We start from the raw sequence: 20451 nt of genomic DNA, 5'->3' as shown, positions 1-20451 counted from the left end.
CTGCGCTGGCCGGGGCTGGGAGCTCGACCTTGGCCTCGACGGCAGCCGGCGCAGGCATGGCGGCCGATGGGCTGGGCGGCGCCGGCTTGTGCTGGAAGGCATACAGGCCCAGGCCGCCCAGGGCCAGCGCGGCGATCAGCAGCAGGCGCAGCGGCGGCGATGGGCGGGCCGCGAGGGCGGGGCGTGCCTCCTGCCAGGGTAGCGAGTCGACCGCGGTCATCGGCATCTCGGGCGGCCTCTCGGTCGACATCTGGGGCTGCGCGGCTTCCACCAGCGCGACGGCCGTGCCCTCGTTGAGCGCGCCATTGCAGCGGGCGCAGACGCTGGTCAGGGTCACATCGTTGACCGCGCCGCAGTGCTGGCAGGGCTTCAGATGCAGGGCCGCACCGCACTCATTGCAAAACTTGGAATTCGCCGGGCTCACATGATCGCAATAGGGACACTGGTTCAGTGGCCTGGCGAGTGCGGTGGCGGGTGACATGAGCATGCAGGCGGAGTCCGTGCGGTAAGCCGTCATCCTGGCGACGTCTCACTATATTGCGCTTCAGGCGCCGCCGCCACCCGGGACATACGCCCGATTCGGGGGGCGGATTCGGACCGGGCCGCCGCCGTCGTCGTGCATGGCAAAAGTGCCAAAAATGGACGGAGCTTGGACCGGTGGGGGCTGGCTTTCATGGTACAGCCGGCACAATGCCGCGATCAGTGAGGGAGAACGACGAGGCCATGGATTACTCGGACTATGTGCATCTGATGCGCACCCACGAGCAGGCCGGCCAGGACGCGCCCGAGGCCTACCGGCGCCGCGTGCTCTGGTTTGCCGTGCTGGGCTATGCGGCGGTGTTGGTGCTTGGCTTGCTGGCCGTGGCCGGCTTGGCCTGGATCGCGCTGCGGGCGCTGCAGGGCCAGGCGCGTGGCTGGATGATCTGGCCGGCGCTGGCCTGCCTGGGCCTGCTGTGGGCCACGCTGACCGGCATGCGCGTGCCTTTCAACGAGCCCGAGGGCGAGCGCGTGGAGCGCGAGGATGCGCCCGAGCTGTTTGCCGGCCTCGACCGTATACGCAGCAAGGTCAAGGGGCCGGCCCTGCATGCGGTCATCATCAGCGCTGATTTCAATGCCGCTATCGTCCAGCAGCCGCTCTGGCTGGGCCTGGCGCACCGCAACTACCTGATCCTCGGCTGGCCGATGCTGGCGGCGCTGGAGCCTAAGCGCCTGTATGCGGTAGTCGCGCACGAGTATGGCCATCTGCGCGGCGAGCACGGCAAGCTCTCGGCCTGGATCTACCGCAGCCGGCGCGCCTGGGCCGGGCTCAGCGAGCGCTACAGCGAGCAGGACTCGGTCGTCAGCCTGGCGCTGGCCAGTTTCGTGCGCTGGTATTTCCCGCGCTTCAATGCGCTGAGCTTTGCGCTGGCGCGGCAGGACGAGTACGAGGCCGACCGCGTGTCGGCCCGACTGTTCGGTGCCGAGCTGGCCGGCCAGACCCTGCAGGAGGTGGCGGCCAAGAGCCGCATCTATGCCGAGGACTTCTGGCGCATCTGGTGGCGGCTGGCGCGTCTGAGCGGCAGCCAGCAGCCCGCACCGCATGCGCAGATGGCCAATGCCCTGCTGCATGTGGTCCAGCCCGAGCGCGCGCAACAGGCCCTGCGCCAGGAGCTGCGCCAGGTGGCCGATCCGGACGATACCCATCCGGTGCTGAAAGACCGGCTGGCGGCGCTGGGGCAGTCGGTCGGTCTTGGCGAGCTCTCGCCGCGCAGCGCGCTGAGCCTGCTGGGCTCGGCCCGCGAGCGCATCGGCGCGGCGCTCGACGCGCAGTGGTGGCAGACCGCGCGGCAGGACTGGGGTCGCCACGGCGAACGCCTGCGCGCGCTGCATGCCGATATCAAGGTCTTCCAGGCGCGCAGCGCGGTCGGCGATGCGCTGAGCGTCGAAGAGCTGCTGCGCTGGGCCGAGGCGATGGAAGCGCTGAGCGAGCGCGACCCCAGCCCGGTGCTGGAGCGCGCGCTGCTGCTGGCACCGCAGCACGAGCAGGTGCTGCTGCGCCTGTGCCGACACCATGCGTCGCTGGGCAGCAACGACGAGCGTGTCGGCGTCTGGCTGGATCAGCTCTACCAGCAGCATCCGCAACAGGCCTGGCGTGCCGCCACGCTGGCCCGCCAGTGGCTGGACGCCTGTGCCGGTGCGGGATGGCCCCAGCCCTTCGACCTGCGCCAGCGCTGGCGCGACCGGCTGGCCCTGGCCGAGGCGCAGGAGCGGCAATCCTGGGAGCAGTTCGCCAACACGCCCTGCTGGGAGCGGCCGCTGCCGGTGCAGCTGGACGAGGCGGTGCTGCGCGAGCTGCGGGGTCAGTTATTGCGCGAGCGCGATGTGCAGGCCGCCTGGCTGGGCAGCCAGGACATCCCGGTCCAGCCGGCCCGGGCGCATCACACCCTGTGGCTGCAATGCCGCCCCGGCCTCGGCCAACGTGCCGCCGAGGCGCTGGCCCAGCAGATCTACGATGCGATGGCGCTGCCGGGGCGATTCCGGGTGGTCGTCATCGGCGTGCATGTCGACAAGGGGCGGCGGGAGCAGGCCTCGCAGCTGCTGGCGCTGGTGCAAAGGCGCTGAGGGCTGCCGCGCGGTCGGCGGCGACAGCCGATGACTCGCACGCTTCGGGCCGGTTGATTTCGTCTGCACCCGCTTATCTGGGGGGGGCGGCGCTTTGTCGCCTGTTCTCAGGACTCGCGGACCGGGCGAAGGGCGGTCATCATCGGGATGTTTCGCGGCAAGCCAAGCAGCGCCCGTCGCCACGGGTACGGAAGGATTTCCATGACACGCTCCGATGACATCGCCCGTTCCTGCCTGCGCGGCCTTGCTGCCGCCGTGCTGAGTCTGGCCGCCACCGGCTTCGCACAAGCAGCCGAGACCCTGGTGTTCTCGACCGATTTCGATGGCGCGGCGCTGCCGGCCCAGATCGAGCCGGGCGTGGCCGCGCTGACGGGCGTGCAGGGTTTTGCGGGCCTAGGCCCCAGCGGCAACCAGTTCGGGGGCAGTTTTTTGCGCAGCCCGACCGGCAACACCGTCAGCCTGACGCTGACGGGCCTGGCCACCCATGACCGCCTGAACATCGCCTTCCTGTTCGCCGCGATCGACTCGCTGGATGGCACCGGGAACTTCCCTTCCGGAGACTTCCTGAATGTCAGCGTTGATGGGGTATCGATCTTCCGCGAGTCCTTTGCCAACGCCTTGGCCGGCCAGGTGCAGAGCTATGTCGCACCCACCGGCGTGGAGTTGGCGCGGCGCGTCGACCTGGGCTTCGGTGGCCCCGGCGGCTTCTACACCGACAGCGCCTACAACCTGGGCGCCGATCCGCGCTTCCAGCAGATCGCCCACAGCGGCTCGACGGCCGTGATCACCTTCCTGATCGAAGGCGAGGGCATCCAGCCGCTCAGCGACGAGTCCTGGGCCATCGACAACCTGCAGGTGAGCATCATCAGCAGTGCGGTGCCGGAACCCGCCAGCCTGGCGCTGTGGGTGCTGGGCCTGGCCGGGCTGGCCGCCTATTGCCGGCGGCGCGGGGCCTGAACTCAGCCGCTGACGCTGAGTAGGTCCACCGCAGCCAACACCGCTTCCGCCGTCGCTGGCGCACGCAGCTGTGGATCGCAGCGCGCCGGCCCGCAGGCCGCCACCGCGTCCTTGATCGCCAGCAGCACCGAGAAGGGCAGCAGCAGCGGCGGCTCGCCGACCGCCTTGCTGCGGTGGATGCTGTCCTCGCGGTTCGGAGCATCGAACAGCGCGACGCGAAAGTCCGCCGGCATGTCGTTGGCGGTCGGGATCTTGTAGGTGCTGGGCGCGTGCGTCAGCAGGGCCCCGCTCTGCGGATGCCAGACCAGCTCCTCGGTGGTCAGCCAGCCCATGCCCTGCACGAAGGCGCCCTCGACCTGGCCGATGTCCAGCGCCGGGTTCAGCGACTGGCCGACATCGTGCAGCACATCGGCGCGCAAGACCCGGCTCTCGCCGGTCAGCGTGTCCACCAGCACCTCGGACACCGCAGCACCGTAAGCGTAGTAGTAGAAGGGCTTGCCCTGCAGCTTGACCCGGTCCCAGTGCAGGCCGGGCGTGGTGTAGAAGCCGTCGCTCCACAGCTGTATTCGCTCCAGATAGGCCTTGGACACCAGCTCGGTGAAGGCGACGCTGCGGCCAGTGCCTGCAAGCACCTGGTCGCCACCAAAGCGCAACTCGGCCTCTGGGCAGTCCAGCAGCTTCGCGGCCAGCGCGGCCAGCCGGGCTTTGATCTTGCGAGCCGCGTCCTGCGCGGCCTTGCCGTTCAGATCGCTGCCGGTGGAGGCAGCGGTGGCCGAGGTATTGGCAATCTTCTGCGTGTCGGTGGCGCTGGCGCGCACCCGCGCCAGGCTAATGCCCAGTTCATGGGCCACCACCTGGGCCACCTTGGTGTTCAGGCCCTGGCCCATCTCGGTGCCGCCATGGTTGACCAGCACCGAGCCGTCGGTATAGATGTGGACCAGGGCGCCGGCCTGGTTCAGATGCACGACGTTGAAGGAGATGCCGAACTTGACCGGGGTCAGCGCCAGGCCCTTCTTGAGTACCGTGCTCTGCGCATTGAAGGCCGCGATCTCGGCGCGGCGGGCGTGGTAGTCGCTGGTGGCGATCAGCCGGTCGGTNCCGTGCTCTGCGCATTGAAGGCCGCGATCTCGGCGCGGCGGGCGTGGTAGTCGCTGGTGGCGATCAGCCGGTCGGTTAGCGGCTGGATGATGTTGTCCTCGACCCGCTGGCCGTAGGGAGTCAGGTCTTGCCCATCACGATAGAAATTGCGCTGCCGCACCACGAGCGGGTCCAGGCCGAGCCGGCGCGCCACCGAGTCCAGGATCATCTCGATGGCCAGCGCCCCCTGCGGGCCGCCGAAGCCGCGGAAGGCGGTGTTGCTCTGGGTGTTGGTCTTCGCGCAATAGCCGTGCATCGCGACATGGGGCAGCCAGTAGGCATTGTCGAAATGGCAGAGCGCGCGGGCCATCACCGGGGCCGACAGATCGGCCGAGTGGCCACAGTTCGAAATCAGGTCGATCTCGGCGGCGAGGATGTGACCGGCGTCGTCGTAGCCGACCTGCCAGCGGTAGTCGAAGCCATGGCGCCGGCCGGTGATCATGAAGTCGTCGTCGCGGTCCACCCGCAGCTTGACCGGGCGACGCAGCTTGGTCGCGGCCAGCGCGGCGACGCAGGCGAACAGGGCCGACTGCGATTCCTTGCCGCCGAAGCCGCCCCCCATGCGCCGGCATTGCACCTGCACCTGGTGTGCGCTCCAGCCCAGCGCGTGGGCCAGCAGCTGCTGCATCTCGGACGGGTGCTGGGTCGAGCAGTGCACCAGCAGGCCCCGGTCCTCCTGCGGCAGCGCATAGGAAATCTGGCCCTCCAGATAGAACTGCTCCTGGCCGCCGACGGCCCACTCGCCGTCCAGCCGGTGCGGCGCGGCGGCCAGGGCCTGGGCCGGCTCGCCGCGCGTCAGATGCATTGGCGGGATCACATACTGGCCGGCGGCATGGGCCTCGCGAGCTGTCAACAGGGCGGGCAAGGGCTCGGCCTGGATCGCGGTCTTGGCCAGCGCGGCGGCGCGGCGCGCCAGCTCGCGATCTGTGGCGATCACCGCGAACACCGGCTGGCCCAGATAGCTCAAGGTGTCAGCGGCCAGGATGGGGTCGTCGTGCAGCAGCGGGCCGCAGTTGTTCTCACCGGGGAAGTCGGCGGCGGTCAGCACCGCGACGACGCCGGGCTGGCGCTTGATCAGCGCGATATCGATGGACAACAGCTTGCCATGGGCCATCGGCGACAGCCCCAGCGCGGCATGCAAGGTGCCTTGGGCCTCGGCGATGTCGTCGATGTAAGTGGCTTCACCGCTGACGTGCAGATGGGCGGACTCGTGGATGCGGCTGACGCCCACCTGGGGCAGGGCGGCCGTGGCGATGGGCAGGTCGAGAGGCTTGTTCATGCGGCACTCCCTTCCAGGCTGATGGCGCGCCAGACGCTTGTTGCCGAGGCGGCCAGCGGGGCCTGTTCGCGCGTCTCCAGCCAGAAGCGTTTCATCAGATTCTGCGCCACCTTCATGCGATAGGCGGCGCTGGCGCGCAGATCGCTCATCGGCTTGAAGTCCTGGCTCAGGGCAAGCGCTGCAGCGGCCACCGTGGCCTCATTCCAAGGCTGGCCCAGCACGGCGGCCTCGGCGCCGGCGGCGCGCCTGACGATGGCGGCCATGCCGCCGAAGACGAAGCGTGCCTCGCTGACAAGGCCTGCCGCATCCAGCCGCAGCTTCAACACCGCGCAGACGGCCGAGATATCGCTGTCATAGCGCTTGGAGATCTTGTAGGCGCGCAACCGGGCTTGCTGCAGGTCCGGCAGCGGCAGATGCAGGGCCTCGACGAACTCGCCGCTGAGCAGCGCGTTCTTCATATAGTCCAGATAGAAATCCTGCAGCGGCATGCGCCGCTGTGCCATGCCCTTGCGCAGCACGATGTCGGCCCCCAGCGCGATCAGCGCCGGCGCACCGTCGCCGATTGGCGAGCCGTTGGCGATATTGCCGCCCAGCGTGCCGGCATGGCGCACCGGCGGCGAGGCGAAGCGCAGCCACAGCTCGCGCAGCGGCGGGGCGGCCTCGGTCAGCGCGGCCCAGGCTTGTTCTAGCGAGGCGGCGGCGCCGATCCAGAGGCCGGGCGCTCCGGCAAAGTCTTCGCGGCGGATCTCGCGCAGCTCGTCGACGGCGCCGATATAGATCAGCTCGCCGACATCGCGGAACTGCTTGTTGACCCACAGGCCGATGTCGGTGGCCCCGGCCAGCACGCGGGCCTCGGGCTTGGCTTGGCGCAGCGCGGCGAAATCGGCCAAGCTGCGCGGCGCGTGAAACTGGTCCTCGCGGCCGGCGAAGGCCGGGTTGGGGGCGGCGTAGTGCAGCGGCGCGTCGGTCTGCAGCTCGGCCAGGGCCCGGGCCGCCGGCGCCAGGTCCAGGCGCTGCGGCGGCGCCTCGAACATGCGCTGGCCGGCGTCCAGGATGGGCCGGTAGCCGGTGCAGCGGCACAGATTGCCGGCCAGATCATCGGCCAGCTGCTGGCGGCTGGGCCGGGTGCCGGCTTCGCCGCCTTTTTCAAGGAAGCGCTCGTAGATGCCCTGCAGGCTGATCACGAAGCCGGGTGTGCAGAAGCCGCATTGCGAGCCATGGCAGTCGATCATGGCCTGCTGCACCGGGTTCGGCGCGGCCGCGCTGCCCAGATCCTCGACCGTGATCAGCGCCAGTCCGTCCAGCGTGGGCAGGAACTGGGTGCAGGCGTTGACATTGCGCAGCGCGAGCTTGCCGTCCTTGCGCAGCTCGCCGACCAGCACCGTGCAGGCGCCGCAATCGCCCTCGGCGCAGCCTTCCTTGCTGCCGCTGCAGCCGTGTTCGCGCAGGTATTGCAGCACCGTGGTGGTCGGGGCCAGGCCGGCCACGCTCTGGATCTCGCCCTGGTGGAAAAAGCGGATCGGACGTTGGGGACGGCTGCTGGGGGTACTCATGGCGCGCTCTGGTGGATGATTTCGCACCTTAATCCTTCTGGGTCGCTTGCATATACGATCAAGGGCATGGTTGGCATAAGGGATATCGTATGACGCGGCGCGGAGATTTCGACAAGATCGAGCTTCAACTCGTGCGGGTTCTGCACACCGTGATTGCCGAGCGCAGTGTTTCCCGGGCCGCGATGCGCCTGAACAGCAGTCAACCCGCCGTCAGCGCCCAGCTGCGGCGGCTGCGCGAGCTCACCGGCGACGCGCTGCTGGTGCGCAGCGGCGCCGGCATGACGCCCACCGCCGCCGCGCTGGAGCTGCTGGCGCCGGCAGAGCGCCTGCTGCGCGAGGCGGATACCCTGTTCGGAGCCCGTGAGCGGGCCGGCCGCAGCAGCGGCTTCGATCCCTCCACTGCCACGCTGCGCTACCGTATCGCTGCCAGCGACTACCTGGACCCCTTCTTTTTGCCGGCCCTGGTGGCCCAGCTGCAGCGCGCCGCGCCGGGTGTGCAGCTGGACCTGCAGCCCTTGTCCGCCGAGTACGACTACCGCGCCAGCCTGGCTCGGGGCGAGGTCGATCTGGTGATCGGCAACTGGCTGCAGCCGCCCGAGGAGCTGCACCTGGGCCGCCTGCTCAGCGACGAGGTGGTCTGCCTGATGGCGGCCGATCACCCGCTGGCCAAGGCGCGCAGCTGGACCATCGAGCGCTACCTGGCCTGTCAGCATCTGGCGCCCATGCCCTTGAGCCCCGGCCAGCCGGGCGTGATCGACCAGCATCTGGCCAGCCAGGGCCTGAGCCGCCAGATCGCGGTGCGCAGCGCGCACTTCGGTCAGCTGCCCGAGATGGTGGCGCGCAGCCTCTTGGTGCTGACCACCGGCCGGCTCTTCTGTTCCCGTTATCTGGACCGGCTGCCGGTGCGCATCGTGCGCTGCCCGGTGGTTTTCCCGGCGATGGCCTATTACCAGCTCTGGCACGAGCTCAGCCATGGCAGCGCGGCGCTGCGCTGGCTGCGCGAGCAGGTGCGCGAGGTCGCGCGCGGCCTGGTCAGCGAAGCGCCCGCCTCCGCGAAAGTCCGTGCCTGAGACAATGACGAATCTATGAATCCGACACCCGAAAAACTGGCCCTGCGCGGCGATCTGCTGGACTTCACCGGGCTGCCCGGCTGGGCCGAGCTGGACAGCCCGGCCGTGCGCTACCGACCCGATCACTGGCTGCTGATCGAGAACGGCCGCATCGCCGGCTGCCAGCCCGAAGCGCCCGACGCCAGCTGGACCCGGCAGGACCATGCCGGCAAGCTGATCCTGCCCGGCTTCATCGACACCCATGTGCACTGCCCGCAGCTGGATGTGATCGCCTCCTATGGCACCGAGCTGCTGGACTGGCTGAACACCTACACCTTCCCGGCCGAGTGCCGCTATGCCGACCCGGCCGTGGCCCGCCATGGCGCGGCGCGCTGTCTCGATGCGCTCCTGGCCCATGGCACGACCTCGGCCGTCGTGTTCCCAACGGTGCACAAAGTCTCTGCCGAGGCCTTGTTCGAGGAGGCCGCGCAGCGCGGCATGCGCCTGATCACCGGCAAGGTGCTGATGGACCGCCATGCGCCCGAGGCGCTGCGGGACGATGTGGCGGGCGCTGAGCGCGACTGCATCGATCTGATCCAGCGTTTCCATGGCCGCGAGCGTCTCGCCTATGCGGTAACCGTGCGCTTCGCGCCGACCAGCACGCCAGGGCAGCTGGCCATGGCCGGCGCTTTATGCCGCGCCGATGCCTCGCTCTATATGCAGACCCATGTGGCCGAGAACCGCAGCGAGGTCGAGTGGGTCAGTCAGCTCTTCCCCGATGCGCGCAGCTATCTGGATGTCTACGCCCGCGAGGGCCTGCTGCACCCGAAGGCGGTGCTGGCCCATGGCATCTGGCTGGACGCGGCCGACCGCAAGGTGCTGGCCGACAGCGGCGCCCAGGTGGCCTTTTGCCCCTCGTCGAATCTGTTCCTGGGCAGCGGGCTGTTCGACTGGGTGGCGGCGCGCGAGGCCGGTTTTGCGGTCAGCACGGCCAGTGATGTCGGCGGTGGCACCTCGCTGAGCATGCAGCGCAATCTGCTGGACGGCTACAAGGTTCAGGCCATGGCCGGACAGCGCCTGACGGCCTGGGCGGCCCTGCATGCGGCCACCCTGGGCGCGGCCCAGGGCCTGGGTTTGCAGCAGGAGATCGGCCACTTCGGCCTCGGTACACTGGCCGACTTTTGCGTCTGGGACTGGGCTTGCGGGCCCGTGGCCCGGGCGCGCGATGAGCGTGTCAAGGGCTTGCACGAGCGGGTGTTTGCCTGGATGAGCGTGTCGGACGAACGCAATCTGGTGGCCAGCGATGTGGCCGGCCGGCCCCGTTACCACCGCAGCGACCACATCGCGCCATGACCCTGCGCCTCGAACTCACGGGCATCAGCAAGCAGTACCCGGCCGTCAAGGCCAATGACGGCATCGGCCTCACCGTCGCACCCGGCCAGATCCATGCGGTGCTGGGCGAGAACGGGGCCGGCAAGTCCACGCTGATGAAGATCATCTACGGCGCGGTCCAGCCCGACGAGGGCCAGATCCGCTGGAACGGCCAGCCGGTCACGATCAAAAGCCCGGCCCAGGCGCGGGCTCTGGGCATCAGCATGGTCTATCAGCATTTCTCGCTGTTCGACACCTTGACCGCAGCCGAGAACGTCTGGCTGGGCCTGGACAAGTCCCAGTCGCTGGCCGAGGTCTCGGCCCGCATCGAGCAGGTCGCGGCCACCTACGGGCTGGCGGTCGATCCGGCGCGGCCGGTGCACAGCCTGTCGGTGGGTGAGCGCCAGCGCGTCGAGATCGTGCGGGCGCTATTGACTAACCCTCAGCTCTTGATCCTCGACGAGCCGACCTCGGTGCTGACGCCGCAGGCGGTCGCCACCTTGTTCGTCACGCTGCGCCAGCTGGCCGACAAGGGCTGCTCCATCCTCTACATCAGCCACAAGCTCGACGAGATCCGCGCGCTATGCCATCACTGCACGGTGCTGCGGGCGGGCAAGGTCACCGGCGAGGTGGACCCGCGCACGCAGAGCAATGACCAGCTCTCGCGCCTGATGATTGGCGCCGAGCCGCCCAGGCTCAACCATCAGGCACGGCCGGTCGGCGAGCTGGCGCTGGAGCTCCAGGGTCTGAGCCTGGCCAAGGCCTCGCCCTTCGGCACCAGCCTGGAAGATCTGGCGCTGCAACTGCACGCCGGCGAGATCGTCGGCATTGCCGGCGTCTCGGGCAATGGCCAGCAGGAGCTGATGGCGGCGCTGTCGGGCGAGGACCCGCGCGCCGCGCCGGGCTCGCTGCGGCTGTTCGGCCAGGACATTGCCCGCGCCAGCGCGCGCCAGCGCCGCAAGCTGGGTTTGCACTTCGTGCCCGAGGAGCGGCTGGGCCGCGGCGCGGTGCCGACCTTGTCGCTGGCGCAGAACACCTTGCTGACCCGCACCGAGGCGGTCAAGGCCGGCGGCTGGATCGCGCAGGGCCAGGTGCGGCAGATGGCGGCCGAGCTGATCGCGCGATTCAATGTGCGTGCCGGCGGCCCGGACGCGGCGGCCAAAAGCCTGTCGGGTGGCAATCTGCAGAAGTTCCTGGTCGGGCGTGAGATCGCGGCCAGGCCCCGCGTGCTGATCGTTGCGCAGCCGACCTGGGGTGTCGATGTCGGGGCGGCGGCGCAGATCCGTGGCGAGCTCTTGAAGCTGCGCGATGCCGGCTGTGCGCTGCTGGTGGTCAGCGAGGAACTGGACGAGCTGTTCGAGATCAGCGACCGGCTGCTCGTGATGGCCAAGGGGCGCTTGTCGCCGGCCGTGCCGGTGGCCGAGGCCACGGTGGAAAAGATTGGAGAGTGGATGAGCGGCTTGTGGACGACGGAGGGTGGCCATGCTCAAGCTTGAGAGCCGGCCACAGCCGTCGAAGTGGATGTCGGTGGCCTCGCCGCTGCTGGCGCTGGCCATCACCGTGGTGCTGGGCCTCTGGCTGTTCGTGCTGCTGGGCAAGGACCCGCTGCGCGGCTTGCAGATGTTCTTCTGGGAGCCGGTCAAGAGCGCCTATGCCTGGAGCGAGTTGGGCATCAAGGCCACGCCGCTGATCCTGATCGCCTTGGGCCTGGCTGTGTGCTTTCGCTCCAACGTCTGGAATATCGGCGCCGAAGGCCAGTTCATCGTCGGCGCGCTGGCCGGCGGTTGGGTCGCGATGCAGGCAACACCTGACACCGGCCGCAGCATCGTCCTGCTGATCCTGCTGGCCGGCATGGCCGGCGGCATGGCCTGGGCCGGCATCACCGCGCTCTTGCGCGACCGTTTCAACGCCAGCGAGATCCTGGTCAGCCTGATGCTGGTCTATGTGGCCGATCTGCTGCTGGGTTATCTGGTCTACGGCCCCTGGAAGGACCCGCAGGGCTACAACTTCCCGCAGACCATCAGCTTCCTGGCGTCGACCAAGATCCCGCGCCTCATCGACGGGCTGCGCATCCATATCGGCGTGCTGATCGCGCTGGGCGCGGTGCTGGCCTTCTGGCTGTTCCTGTTTCGCAGCTATGCCGGTTTTGCGCTGCAGGTCGGCGGGCTGGCGCCGGCGGCCGCACGCTATGCCGGCTTCTCCTCGCGCCGCGCGCTGTGGACGGCCTTGCTGCTGTCGGGCGGCATGGCCGGGCTGGCCGGGGCGCTGGAAGCGGCCGGGCCGCTGGGCCAGCTGACGCCCTATGTGCCGGCCGGCTACGGCTTCGCCGCCATCATCGTGGCCTTTGTCGGCCGCCTGCATCCGGTGGGCATCGTGTTCTCGGGCATTCTGATGAGCATGTTCTATATCGGCGGCGAGCTCGCGCAGTCGCGCATGGGCCTGCCCAAATCGATCACCGGCGTGTTCCAGGGCCTGCTGCTGTTCACGCTGCTGGCCTGCGACACCTTGATCCACTACCGCCTGCGCTGGCGTCTGAAGGCCTGACGATGGAAAGCTACGCACTGCTGGTCGCTGCGGCGATGAACGCCGGCACCTTGCTGGCCATCGCCGCGCTGGGCCTCTTGATCAACGAGCGGGCCGGCATCGTCAACCTCGGCGCCGAGGGCATGATGCTGGTGGCGGCCATCGCCGGCTTCGCCACTGCGGTCCACACCGGCAGCGATGTGCTGGCCTTCGCGGCCGGCATGGGGGCGGGGGCGCTGATGGCCGGCGCCTTCGGCGTGCTGGTGATCTGGCTCAACACCAACCAGTACGCGGCCGGCCTGGCGCTGAGCCTGTTCGGCAGCGGTTTCTCGGCCTTTGTCGGCATCGGCTATGTGCAGGAGAAACTGCTGGAGCGGCCGCGCTTTGCGCTGCCCTGGCTCGGCGATATCCCGCTGCTGGGCCCGGCGCTGTTCCGCCAGCATCCCGTCGTCTATCTGGCGATCGCGCTGACGGTGTTGCTGGCCTGGTTTCTCTACCGCTCGCGCGCGGGCCTGGTGCTGCGCGCGGTCGGCGAGTCGCCCGAGTCGGCTCATGCGCTGGGCTATCCGGTGCGGCGCATCCGGCTGGCTGCGGTGATGAGCGGCGGCGCGCTGTGCGGGCTGGCCGGCGCCTATGTCTCGGTGATCTACACGCCGCTGTGGGTCGAAGGCATGATGGCCGGCAAGGGCTGGATCGCGCTGGCGCTGACGACCTTCGCGACCTGGCGCCCGGCGCGCGTCTTGCTAGGGGCTTATCTGTTCGGCTTTGTCACGATGCTGCAGTTCCATCTGCAGGGCCAGGGCGTGCAGATCGCCAGCCAGTTTCTGTCGATGCTGCCCTATCTGTCCACCATCGTCGTGCTGGTGCTGATCTCCAGCAACGCGAGCTTCATCCGTGCCAATATGCCGGCCTCGCTGGGCAAGCCGTTTTTTCCGGGTTCCTGACCGAAACAATGCAACTGTGGAGAGTGCAATGAGCATCAAGAAGAGCAAACGCGATCTGCTGAAACTGGCCGGCTGGTCCTCGCTGGCCGCTACCGCCGCCCTGGTGGGCTGCGGCAAGAAGGAGGAGGTGGCCGCGCCGGCTGCCGCATCCGAGCCGGCCTCGGCCGCCGCTGCGCCCAAGCCCGAGCCGCTGAAGATCGCCTTCGCCTATGTCGGCCCGGTCGGCGATGGCGGCTGGACCTTTGCGCATGACAACGGCCGCAAGGCGGTCGAGAAGGAATTCGGCGACAAGATCGTCACCAGCTATGTCGAGAAGGTGCCCGAGTCGGCCGATGCCGAGCGGGTCTTCCGCGATATGGTGGGGCAGGGCAACAAGCTGATCTTCGGCACCACCTTCGGCTATATGGAGCCGATGATGAAGGTCGCGCCCGATGCCAAGGACGTCAAGTTCGAGCATGCCACCGGCTACAAGCAGGCCGAGAACCTGCGCAGCTACGACTCGCGCACCTATGAGGGCGCCTATATGGCCGGCGTGATCGCCGGCAAGATGACCAAGAGCAACACGCTGGGCGTGGTCGGCTCCATCCCGATTCCCGAGGTGATCCGCAATATCAACAGCTTCACGCTGGGCGCGCAGAGCACCAATCCTAAGATCAAGGTCAAGGTGGTCTGGGTCAACGAGTGGTTCAACCCGCCCAAGGAGACCGAGGCCGCGCAAAGCCTGATCAACGGCGGCGCCGATGTGCTGATGCAGAACACCGACTCGTCGGCCGTGCTGCAGACCGCCGAGAAGAACGGCAAATACGCCTTCGGCTGGGATTCGGACATGACGGCCTATGGCCCCAAGGCTCACCTGGGCTCGGCCATCATCAACTGGGCGCCTTACTACATCGCCTCGGTGCGCGAGGCGCTGGACGGCAAGTGGACGGCCGGTGCCGGCAAGCATGCCTGGTGGGGCGTCAAGGAAGGCGCGATCGATATGGTCTCGATCAATGAGGTCGTGCCGGCCGAGGTCAAGGCCCAGATCGACACGATACGTGCCGGCCTGAAGGACGGCTCCTTCTCGATCTGGAAGGGCCCGATCACCGGCCAGGACGGCAAACCGGTGCTCAAGGACGGCGAGGTCGCCGACGACAAATTCCTGTCGGGCGTGAACTTCTATATCAAGGGCGTCGAGGGCAAGGTGCCCAGCGGCAAGTAAGCCAACACTGCCCCCCGCGCGCTTTGTGCGGGGGGCAGGTCGGCCCCGCGAATCCGCAGTCCGTCAGAAACCCTGTGCGGCCGCGGGGCCGGTCTCTCTATAGTCCGCGTCTTACCGGCTGCATGCAGCGGGGATCAGTGACAAGGAGAGACGATTGAACATCCGTATCCACAAGGCCGCACTGCTGGCCGGCTGCCTGATGCTGGCCGGCGCCTCGGCGCTGGCGGCCCCGGCGACTCCGAAGCCTGCGGCCGAGCACGGCAAGGCCGTCAAGCGCTACAGCATCGAGCAGTTCATGGCGACGACCCGCATCAGCGGCGCCTCGTTCTCGGCCGATGAAAAACGCATCCTGTTCTCCAGCAATGCCTCGGGCATCGTCAATGTCTACAGCATGGCGGTGGCCGGCGGCGAGCCGCAGGCGCTGACCCGCTCGACCACCGACAGCAATTACGCGGTCAGCTACTTCCCGGCCGACGACCGCGTGCTGTTCACCCGCGACCAGGGCGGCAATGAGCAGAACCATCTCTATGTGCGCGAGCTCGACGGCACGGAGAAAGACCTGACCCCCGGCGACAAGCTCAAGGCCATCTTCGCCGGCTGGGCCCATGACGACAGCGCCTTCTATGTCGCGACCAATGAGCGCGATGCGCGCTTTCACGACCTCTACCGCGTCGACACCAAGACCTATGCCCGCAGCCTGGTCTACAAGAACGAGCAGGGCCTGAGCGTCAGCGAGATCAGCCGCGACGGCCGCTGGATCGCGCTGGTCAAGACCAACACGACGGCCGACTCGGACGTCTATCTCTACGACACCCAGACCCAGCAGACGACGCACATCACGCCGCACCAGGGCGTCGCTTCCTTCGAGGCGGCCAGCTTCACGCCGGACTCCAAGCGCCTGCTGCTGCTGTCCAACGAGGGCAGCGAGTTCAGCCGCCTGGTGGCGTATGAGCTGGCCAGCGGCGCCAGGAGCGAGTTCGAGAAGGCGGACTGGGACATCCTGTTCAGCGAGTACTCGCGCGACGGGCGCTACCGCGTCACCGGCATCAATGCCGATGCCAGCGTGCAGGTGCGCCTGAGCGGGCCGGACGGCAAACCGCTGGCCCTGCCCAAGCTGCCCGAGGGCCAGATCCGCGGCCCGCGCTTCTCGCGCAGCGGCAAGCAACTGGCTTTCTATGTCAACGGCGACCGCGCGCCCAGCAATCTCTTCGTCTACGACCTCGGCAGCAAGCAGGTGCGCCAGCTGACGCAAAGCCTGTCCAAGGCTATAGACCCGAACGATCTGGTCGAGGCCCGCATCGTGCGCTTCAAGTCCTTCGACGGTCTGGTGATCCCCTCGGTCTATTACGAGCCCAAGGGCGCCTCGGCCAAGCACAAGGTGCCGGCCGTGGTGCTGGTGCACGGCGGCCCCGGCGGCCAGACCACGCGCGGCTACTCGGTGCTGTCGCAATACCTGGCCAACCAGGGCTATGCGGTGCTGGGCATCAATAACCGCGGCAGCTCGGGCTATGGCAAGAGCTTCTTCACCGCCGATGACGGCAAGCATGGCCGCGAGCCGCTGTGGGACTGCATCGAGGCCAAGACCTGGCTCGCCAGCACCGGCGTGATCGACCCCGAGCGCATCGCCATCATGGGCGGCTCCTACGGCGGCTATATGACCCTGGCGGCGCTGGCCTTCCGGCCCGAGGCCTTCAAGGTGGGCGTGGACATCTTCGGCGTCTCCAACTGGCTGCGCACCCTGGAATCGATCCCGCCTTACTGGGAGAGCTTCCGCCAGGCGCTCTATCAGGAGGTCGGCGATCCGGTCAAGGACAAGGACTTCCTGATCGCCACCTCGCCGCTGTTCCACGCCAAGAACATCCGCGTGCCGCTGCTGGTGGTGCAGGGCGCCAACGATCCGCGCGTCATCAAGCCGGAGAGCGACGAGATCGTCGAGGCGGTCAAGAAGAACGGCGTGCCGGTCGACTACCTGGTGTTCGACGACGAGGGCCACGGCTTCGCGAAGAAGAAGAACGAGGCCGAGGCCTTCCGGCGCATCGTCGAGTTCCTCGACAAGCATCTGAAGGGCTGATGACCGCGCCCGACACCAGCCGGCGCCAGTACGCGCGGCGCATGAACCGGCTGCTGGATCATATCGATGCGCACCTGGACAGCCCGCTGGACCTCGAGGCGCTGGCCGCGCTGGCGCATTTCTCGCCCTTCCATTTCCACCGCCTGTTCGCGGCCTGGATGGGCGAGACCCTGGGCGCCTATCTGCAGCGGCGGCGCCTGGAGGCGGCCGCGCAAGGCCTGACCCTGATGCCGGAAGCCTCGGTGCTGCAGGTGGCGCTGCGCGTCGGTTTCGGCTCGGGCGAGGCTTTCGCGCGCGCCTTCAAGCTGCATTTCGGCTGCACGCCCACGGCCTGGCGCGCCGGGTCGACCGAGCGCTGGGGCCGCTATCTGCAGGCCCAGCGCGAGCAGCTGGCGCAACTCCGCAAGCTCGATCAGGACGGGCGGAGCATCGGCTCCGAAGATGGCGACTCCTGCAACTTCATCGAGTCACACAGCATGCAAGTCGAGATCAAGACCCTGGCGCCGCAGCGCATCGCCTATCTGCGCTACATCGGCGCCTATGGCCCGGCCGTCACCCAGTTCTGGGGCGAGAAAGTCGCGCCCTGGATGCAGGCCGAGGGCCTGCTCGGCCGGCCCAGCTATGGCATCAGCCATGACGATCCCAGCGTCACGCCGGCCGATCGCTGCCGCTACGACGCGGCCGTGGCCGTGCCGCCCGACTACCAGGCCAGCGGCGAGGCCAGCATCACCGAGCTGCCCGGCGGGCGCTATGCGGTGGCGCGCTTCGAGGGCAGCGGCGCCGAGATCGGCGCGGCCTGGTCCGCGCTGTTCCGCGAGTGGCTGCCCAGCTCCGGCCTGCGCTGCGACGGCCGGCCCTGCTTCGAGCACTATGCCGACGAGAACAGCTACGACCCGGCGACCGGCCGCTTCAGTTGCGAGATCTGCATTCCGGTGGTCAAGCTCTGAGCCTGCCCGGGGCTAGAGCTTGATCTCCAGCCGCAGCTGCCAGTTCATGAATGTGCGGCCGTAGTTCTCGCTCGTGATGGACTTGTCGGCCGTCGTGATCACGCTGCCGGTGTCGTAGTCCAGCGGCACCAGATTGCCGCCGGACAGGCGCAACGCGGTGCTGCGGTTGATGTTCCACAGCGCGAAGGCGTCGATGACCTGGCGGCGCGGCACGCTGCTGGACTGGATCAGGGTCTGCTGGATGGTCGTGGCCGGCACCCAGTTGACGCTGGCACCCAGGGTCAGCGGCAGGCTGCGCAGCCGGTAGTCGGCGCCCAGATTGGCGGTGTAGCGGGGTTGCTGGTCCAGCGTGTTGTTGGGGCCGGGGATGCCGGCGCCCTGGGAGCGGAAGAAGCTGATATAGCTGCGCCGCGAGACGGGCAGGGCGTCTTCGATGAACTCGTCGAGCCGGAACTTGGCCTCCAGCTCGATGCCGCGCGTGACGGCCTTGCCGATATTGCTGGGCCGCGCCACCCAGCGCGGCTCGGTGGACCAGGACACGCTCTCCAGCGTGGTGGTCGTGCGTATCAAATCCTTGATGCGGCGCGCGAACAGGCTGACGCTGAGCACCCCGCCCTTGCTCAGATAGCGCTCCAGCGCCAGGTCGATGCCGGTGGCCATCTCGGGCTTCAGATCGGGGTTGCCGACCCGGTCCGCATAATTGGGTTCGTTGGCGCCGCCGGGGAACTGGGCATTGATCACCGGGCGGGCGATCAGGTCCTGGGTGTTGGGGCTGCGGTAGCTGCGCGTCAGGCTCATGCGGACCTGGTCGCGGCTCTTCTCGTCGGGCTTCCAGACCGCATGCAGCAGCGGGGTCCAAACCGAAGAGTCGTTCTTGACGTTGTAGTTGCGCGCATCGCTCTCGGTACGTATGCCCTCCCAGCGCAGGCCGGCATAGGCCGACCAGTTGGCGTTGTGCTTCCACTCGTCCTGCGCATAGGCGGCCAGGCGCAGGCTGGAGGCCTCGAACTCGTCGCCGAACTCCTCCAGCGCCATCACCCGCATGCCGTCCATCAGGCTGCGCCGGGTCTGGCTGCGGCGGTTGCCCTCGGCCTCCAGGCCGGCCACCAGGCTGTGCTCCTCGGCCATCAGGTGCGAGAGCTTGGCGCCCAGGTTCCAGGAGCGGTCGCGGTTGCGGCTGGCCTCCAGCTGGTCGGGCAGCGGCTCGTTCTTGAGCCATTCGCGGCGCAGGCTCTCGCTGTCCATATCGGCGCGGCCGATGGCGCCGCGCAGCTCCAGCCGCGTGTCCTCGCCGAGCCGGCGATTCAGCGTGCCATTCAAGCGCAGCAGGCTGAAGTCGCTGTCGTTGCGGGTCTGCGCGGTGTCGTAGTGCAGCATCCCGTTGCTGGCGTCCTGCCGGCGCAGGCTGCTGCTCGTGCCCTTGGCAGCCGCCAGCATCGGCATCAAGGTCAGCGTGTCGCCACCGGCGAGCCGCCACTGGATGCGGGCGTTCAGATTGACGCGGCGGCGATCATCCTCGCTCTGGCCGGTGTTGCGCTGCTCGTTGAGGATCAGGCCGTCCGAGAGGCGGCGGGTCGTGGCCAGGCTGTCGGCATCGTCGCGCCGCTTGCTCTCGCCGGCATTGACCGAGAGGCTGTAGGCGCTGCCCTCATCGTCGAGCTTGTCGTTGCGGGTCCAGGAGAATTGCGGGCTGACGGTGCCGCGCTCGCCGGCCAGTGCCAGCGCCACATCGTTGAGCTTTTTCTGCAAGGCCTCGCGCAGCACGATATTGATCGTGCCGGCCACCGCGCGGGCGCCGTACTCGGCGGTCGGCGCGCGCATCACCTCGATGCGCTCGATCTGGTCAGGCAGCAGCTCCTCCAGCGAGAAGCTCGGTGGCATGCGCTCGCCGTTGACCAGGATCTGCGTGTAGCCGCCGCCCATGCCGCGCATGCGCACGCCGCCGCCGCGCCCGGGACGGCCGCCGAGGGTGACGCCGGGCAGGCGCTTGAGTGTGTCGGCGACGCTGGGATCACCGAAGCGGTCCAGCTCCTCGCGGCCGATGATGATCTTGGAGGCGGTGGAGGCGCGGCGCTGCACCGTGTCGCTGGGGCCGCCCTGGATCTGCACCCGGTCGAGCTGCTCGGGGCTGGCGGTCGGCGGGCGTGCCGGTCGCCGCTGCGGGGCGGGCGACGGCGGCTTGGCAGCCGGGGCGCTGTCGGGCGTGCCCTGGGCCTGGGCGGCCCAGGGCAGCAGGCTCAGCGCAAGGCTCAGGACCAGGGGGCGGAATGGCGGACGACGGAATGGGCTGGACGGCATGGAGACGAGCGCGAGCCTCGAAGCTGGAGGATGGCGGGCGAAGCATCTCATGTCCGCAGCGGGCTCTCGCCGTGCCGCTGCCGGGTTTAAGTTTCTTTACAGAGCTGTGTGTCTTTTGAAGCGCAAACCCTTGATGCGGGCGCTGTCCACGATCAAGTCGCTGACGGCGTGATCATGGCCGTACTCGGCCCGCAAGAGCAGATGGGTGGGCGCCCAGTAGCCGGCGCCGCGCAGCTCGAACAGCCGATCGTCCAGGCCGTGCAGGGTCCAGGCCTGCTGCGCCTTCAGCAGCGGCCCCTGGACCCAGACGCGCAGACCCTGCTCATGGGCCTCAATGCGCCACCGCGTCGCGATGTCCTCGCACCAGTAGTCGCCGGCCAGCCCGGCCGGCAGCGCCGCCCGGCTCGTGACGCGCCGGCAATCGACGCTGCGGCCGGCGCCCATGCCCAGCCGCAGGCCACCGTCCTGCTGCAAACCCAGCAGCTCGAATTCATAGGCGCCGCGCAGCGGCAGCCAGCGG

General features: G+C 68.5%; 14 protein-coding genes and 1 pseudogene. 10 read left to right on the top strand and 5 right to left on the bottom strand.

Translation table 11 applies throughout. The features are described 5' to 3' along the window. The coding region (locus tag PO768_RS07950; RefSeq protein ID WP_272645622.1) for a zinc ribbon domain-containing protein at positions 1-487 on the bottom strand (487 nt) is incomplete at its 3' end. Between the two features lie 215 nt (positions 488-702). Between PO768_RS07950 and PO768_RS07945 the strand changes: the two genes are divergently transcribed. Together PO768_RS07945 and PO768_RS07940 are read left to right on the top strand one after the other, a co-directional pair. After that, a complete protein-coding gene (locus PO768_RS07945; RefSeq protein WP_272645621.1) occupies positions 703-2601 on the top strand; it encodes a M48 family metallopeptidase in 1899 nt (632 codons plus the stop codon). Between the two features lie 201 nt (positions 2602-2802). Then, positions 2803-3558, top strand: coding sequence for a PEP-CTERM sorting domain-containing protein (locus PO768_RS07940; protein ID WP_272645620.1), 756 nt, complete (start codon positions 2803-2805; stop codon positions 3556-3558). On the opposite strand, the pseudogene PO768_RS07935 reads toward PO768_RS07940, so the two are convergent. Beyond that, positions 3467-5974: pseudogene (locus tag PO768_RS07935) on the bottom strand (xanthine dehydrogenase molybdopterin binding subunit). The gene PO768_RS07940 and the pseudogene PO768_RS07935 sit on opposite strands and share 92 nt — an antisense overlap. Next, a complete protein-coding gene (xdhA, locus tag PO768_RS07930; protein WP_272645619.1) occupies positions 5971-7527 on the bottom strand; it encodes a xanthine dehydrogenase small subunit in 1557 nt (518 codons plus the stop codon). Before xdhA ends, PO768_RS07935 begins: the two are co-directional and overlap by 4 nt. Positions 7528-7616: 89 nt before the next feature. Here xdhA and PO768_RS07925 point away from each other — a divergent pair, with 89 nt between their 5' ends. From PO768_RS07925 to PO768_RS07890, 8 genes are all read left to right on the top strand, one after another. Beyond that, positions 7617-8597, top strand: a complete 981-nt coding sequence (locus PO768_RS07925) for a LysR family transcriptional regulator (protein WP_272645618.1) — start codon at positions 7617-7619, stop codon at positions 8595-8597. A gap of 15 nt (positions 8598-8612) precedes the next feature. Next, positions 8613-9929: a guanine deaminase gene (gene guaD / locus PO768_RS07920; RefSeq protein ID WP_272645617.1), complete on the top strand. Its 1317-nt coding sequence runs from the start codon at positions 8613-8615 to the stop codon at positions 9927-9929. Continuing rightward, a complete protein-coding gene (locus PO768_RS07915) occupies positions 9926-11443 on the top strand; it encodes an ABC transporter ATP-binding protein (RefSeq protein WP_272645616.1) in 1518 nt (505 codons plus the stop codon). Before guaD ends, PO768_RS07915 begins: the two co-directional genes overlap by 4 nt. Further along, positions 11430-12491: an ABC transporter permease gene (locus tag PO768_RS07910; protein WP_272645615.1), complete on the top strand. Its 1062-nt coding sequence runs from the start codon at positions 11430-11432 to the stop codon at positions 12489-12491. The genes PO768_RS07915 and PO768_RS07910 overlap by 14 nt, the downstream gene beginning before the upstream one ends. Positions 12492-12493: 2 nt before the next feature. Then, complete coding sequence (locus PO768_RS07905) at positions 12494-13414, top strand: ABC transporter permease (RefSeq protein WP_137940955.1); 921 nt, start codon at positions 12494-12496, stop codon at positions 13412-13414. A 28-nt stretch (positions 13415-13442) separates the two neighbouring features. Next, positions 13443-14615, top strand: coding sequence for a BMP family ABC transporter substrate-binding protein (locus PO768_RS07900; protein WP_272645614.1), 1173 nt, complete (start codon positions 13443-13445; stop codon positions 14613-14615). 154 nt (positions 14616-14769) lie between these two features. Then, positions 14770-16686 (top strand): S9 family peptidase, encoded by a 1917-nt coding sequence (locus tag PO768_RS07895; protein ID WP_272645613.1) that lies wholly within the window; start codon positions 14770-14772, stop codon positions 16684-16686. After that, a complete protein-coding gene (locus PO768_RS07890) occupies positions 16686-17633 on the top strand; it encodes an AraC family transcriptional regulator (RefSeq protein WP_272645612.1) in 948 nt (315 codons plus the stop codon). Before PO768_RS07895 ends, PO768_RS07890 begins: the two co-directional genes overlap by 1 nt. Positions 17634-17645: 12 nt before the next feature. Here PO768_RS07890 and PO768_RS07885 read toward each other — a convergent pair whose 3' ends face one another. Next, entirely contained in the window at positions 17646-19931 is a 2286-nt protein-coding gene (locus PO768_RS07885; RefSeq protein WP_272645611.1) for a TonB-dependent receptor plug domain-containing protein, read from the bottom strand. A gap of 96 nt (positions 19932-20027) precedes the next feature. Beyond that, positions 20028-20451 (bottom strand): hypothetical protein (locus tag PO768_RS07880; protein WP_272645610.1); only part of this gene is annotated, 424 nt, incomplete at its 5' end.

It is taken from the genome of Paucibacter sp. XJ19-41 (assembly GCF_028462495.1).
GTDB lineage: Bacteria > Pseudomonadota > Gammaproteobacteria > Burkholderiales > Burkholderiaceae_C > Roseateles_E.
This window is presented reverse-complemented; position numbering and strand designations above follow the sequence as displayed.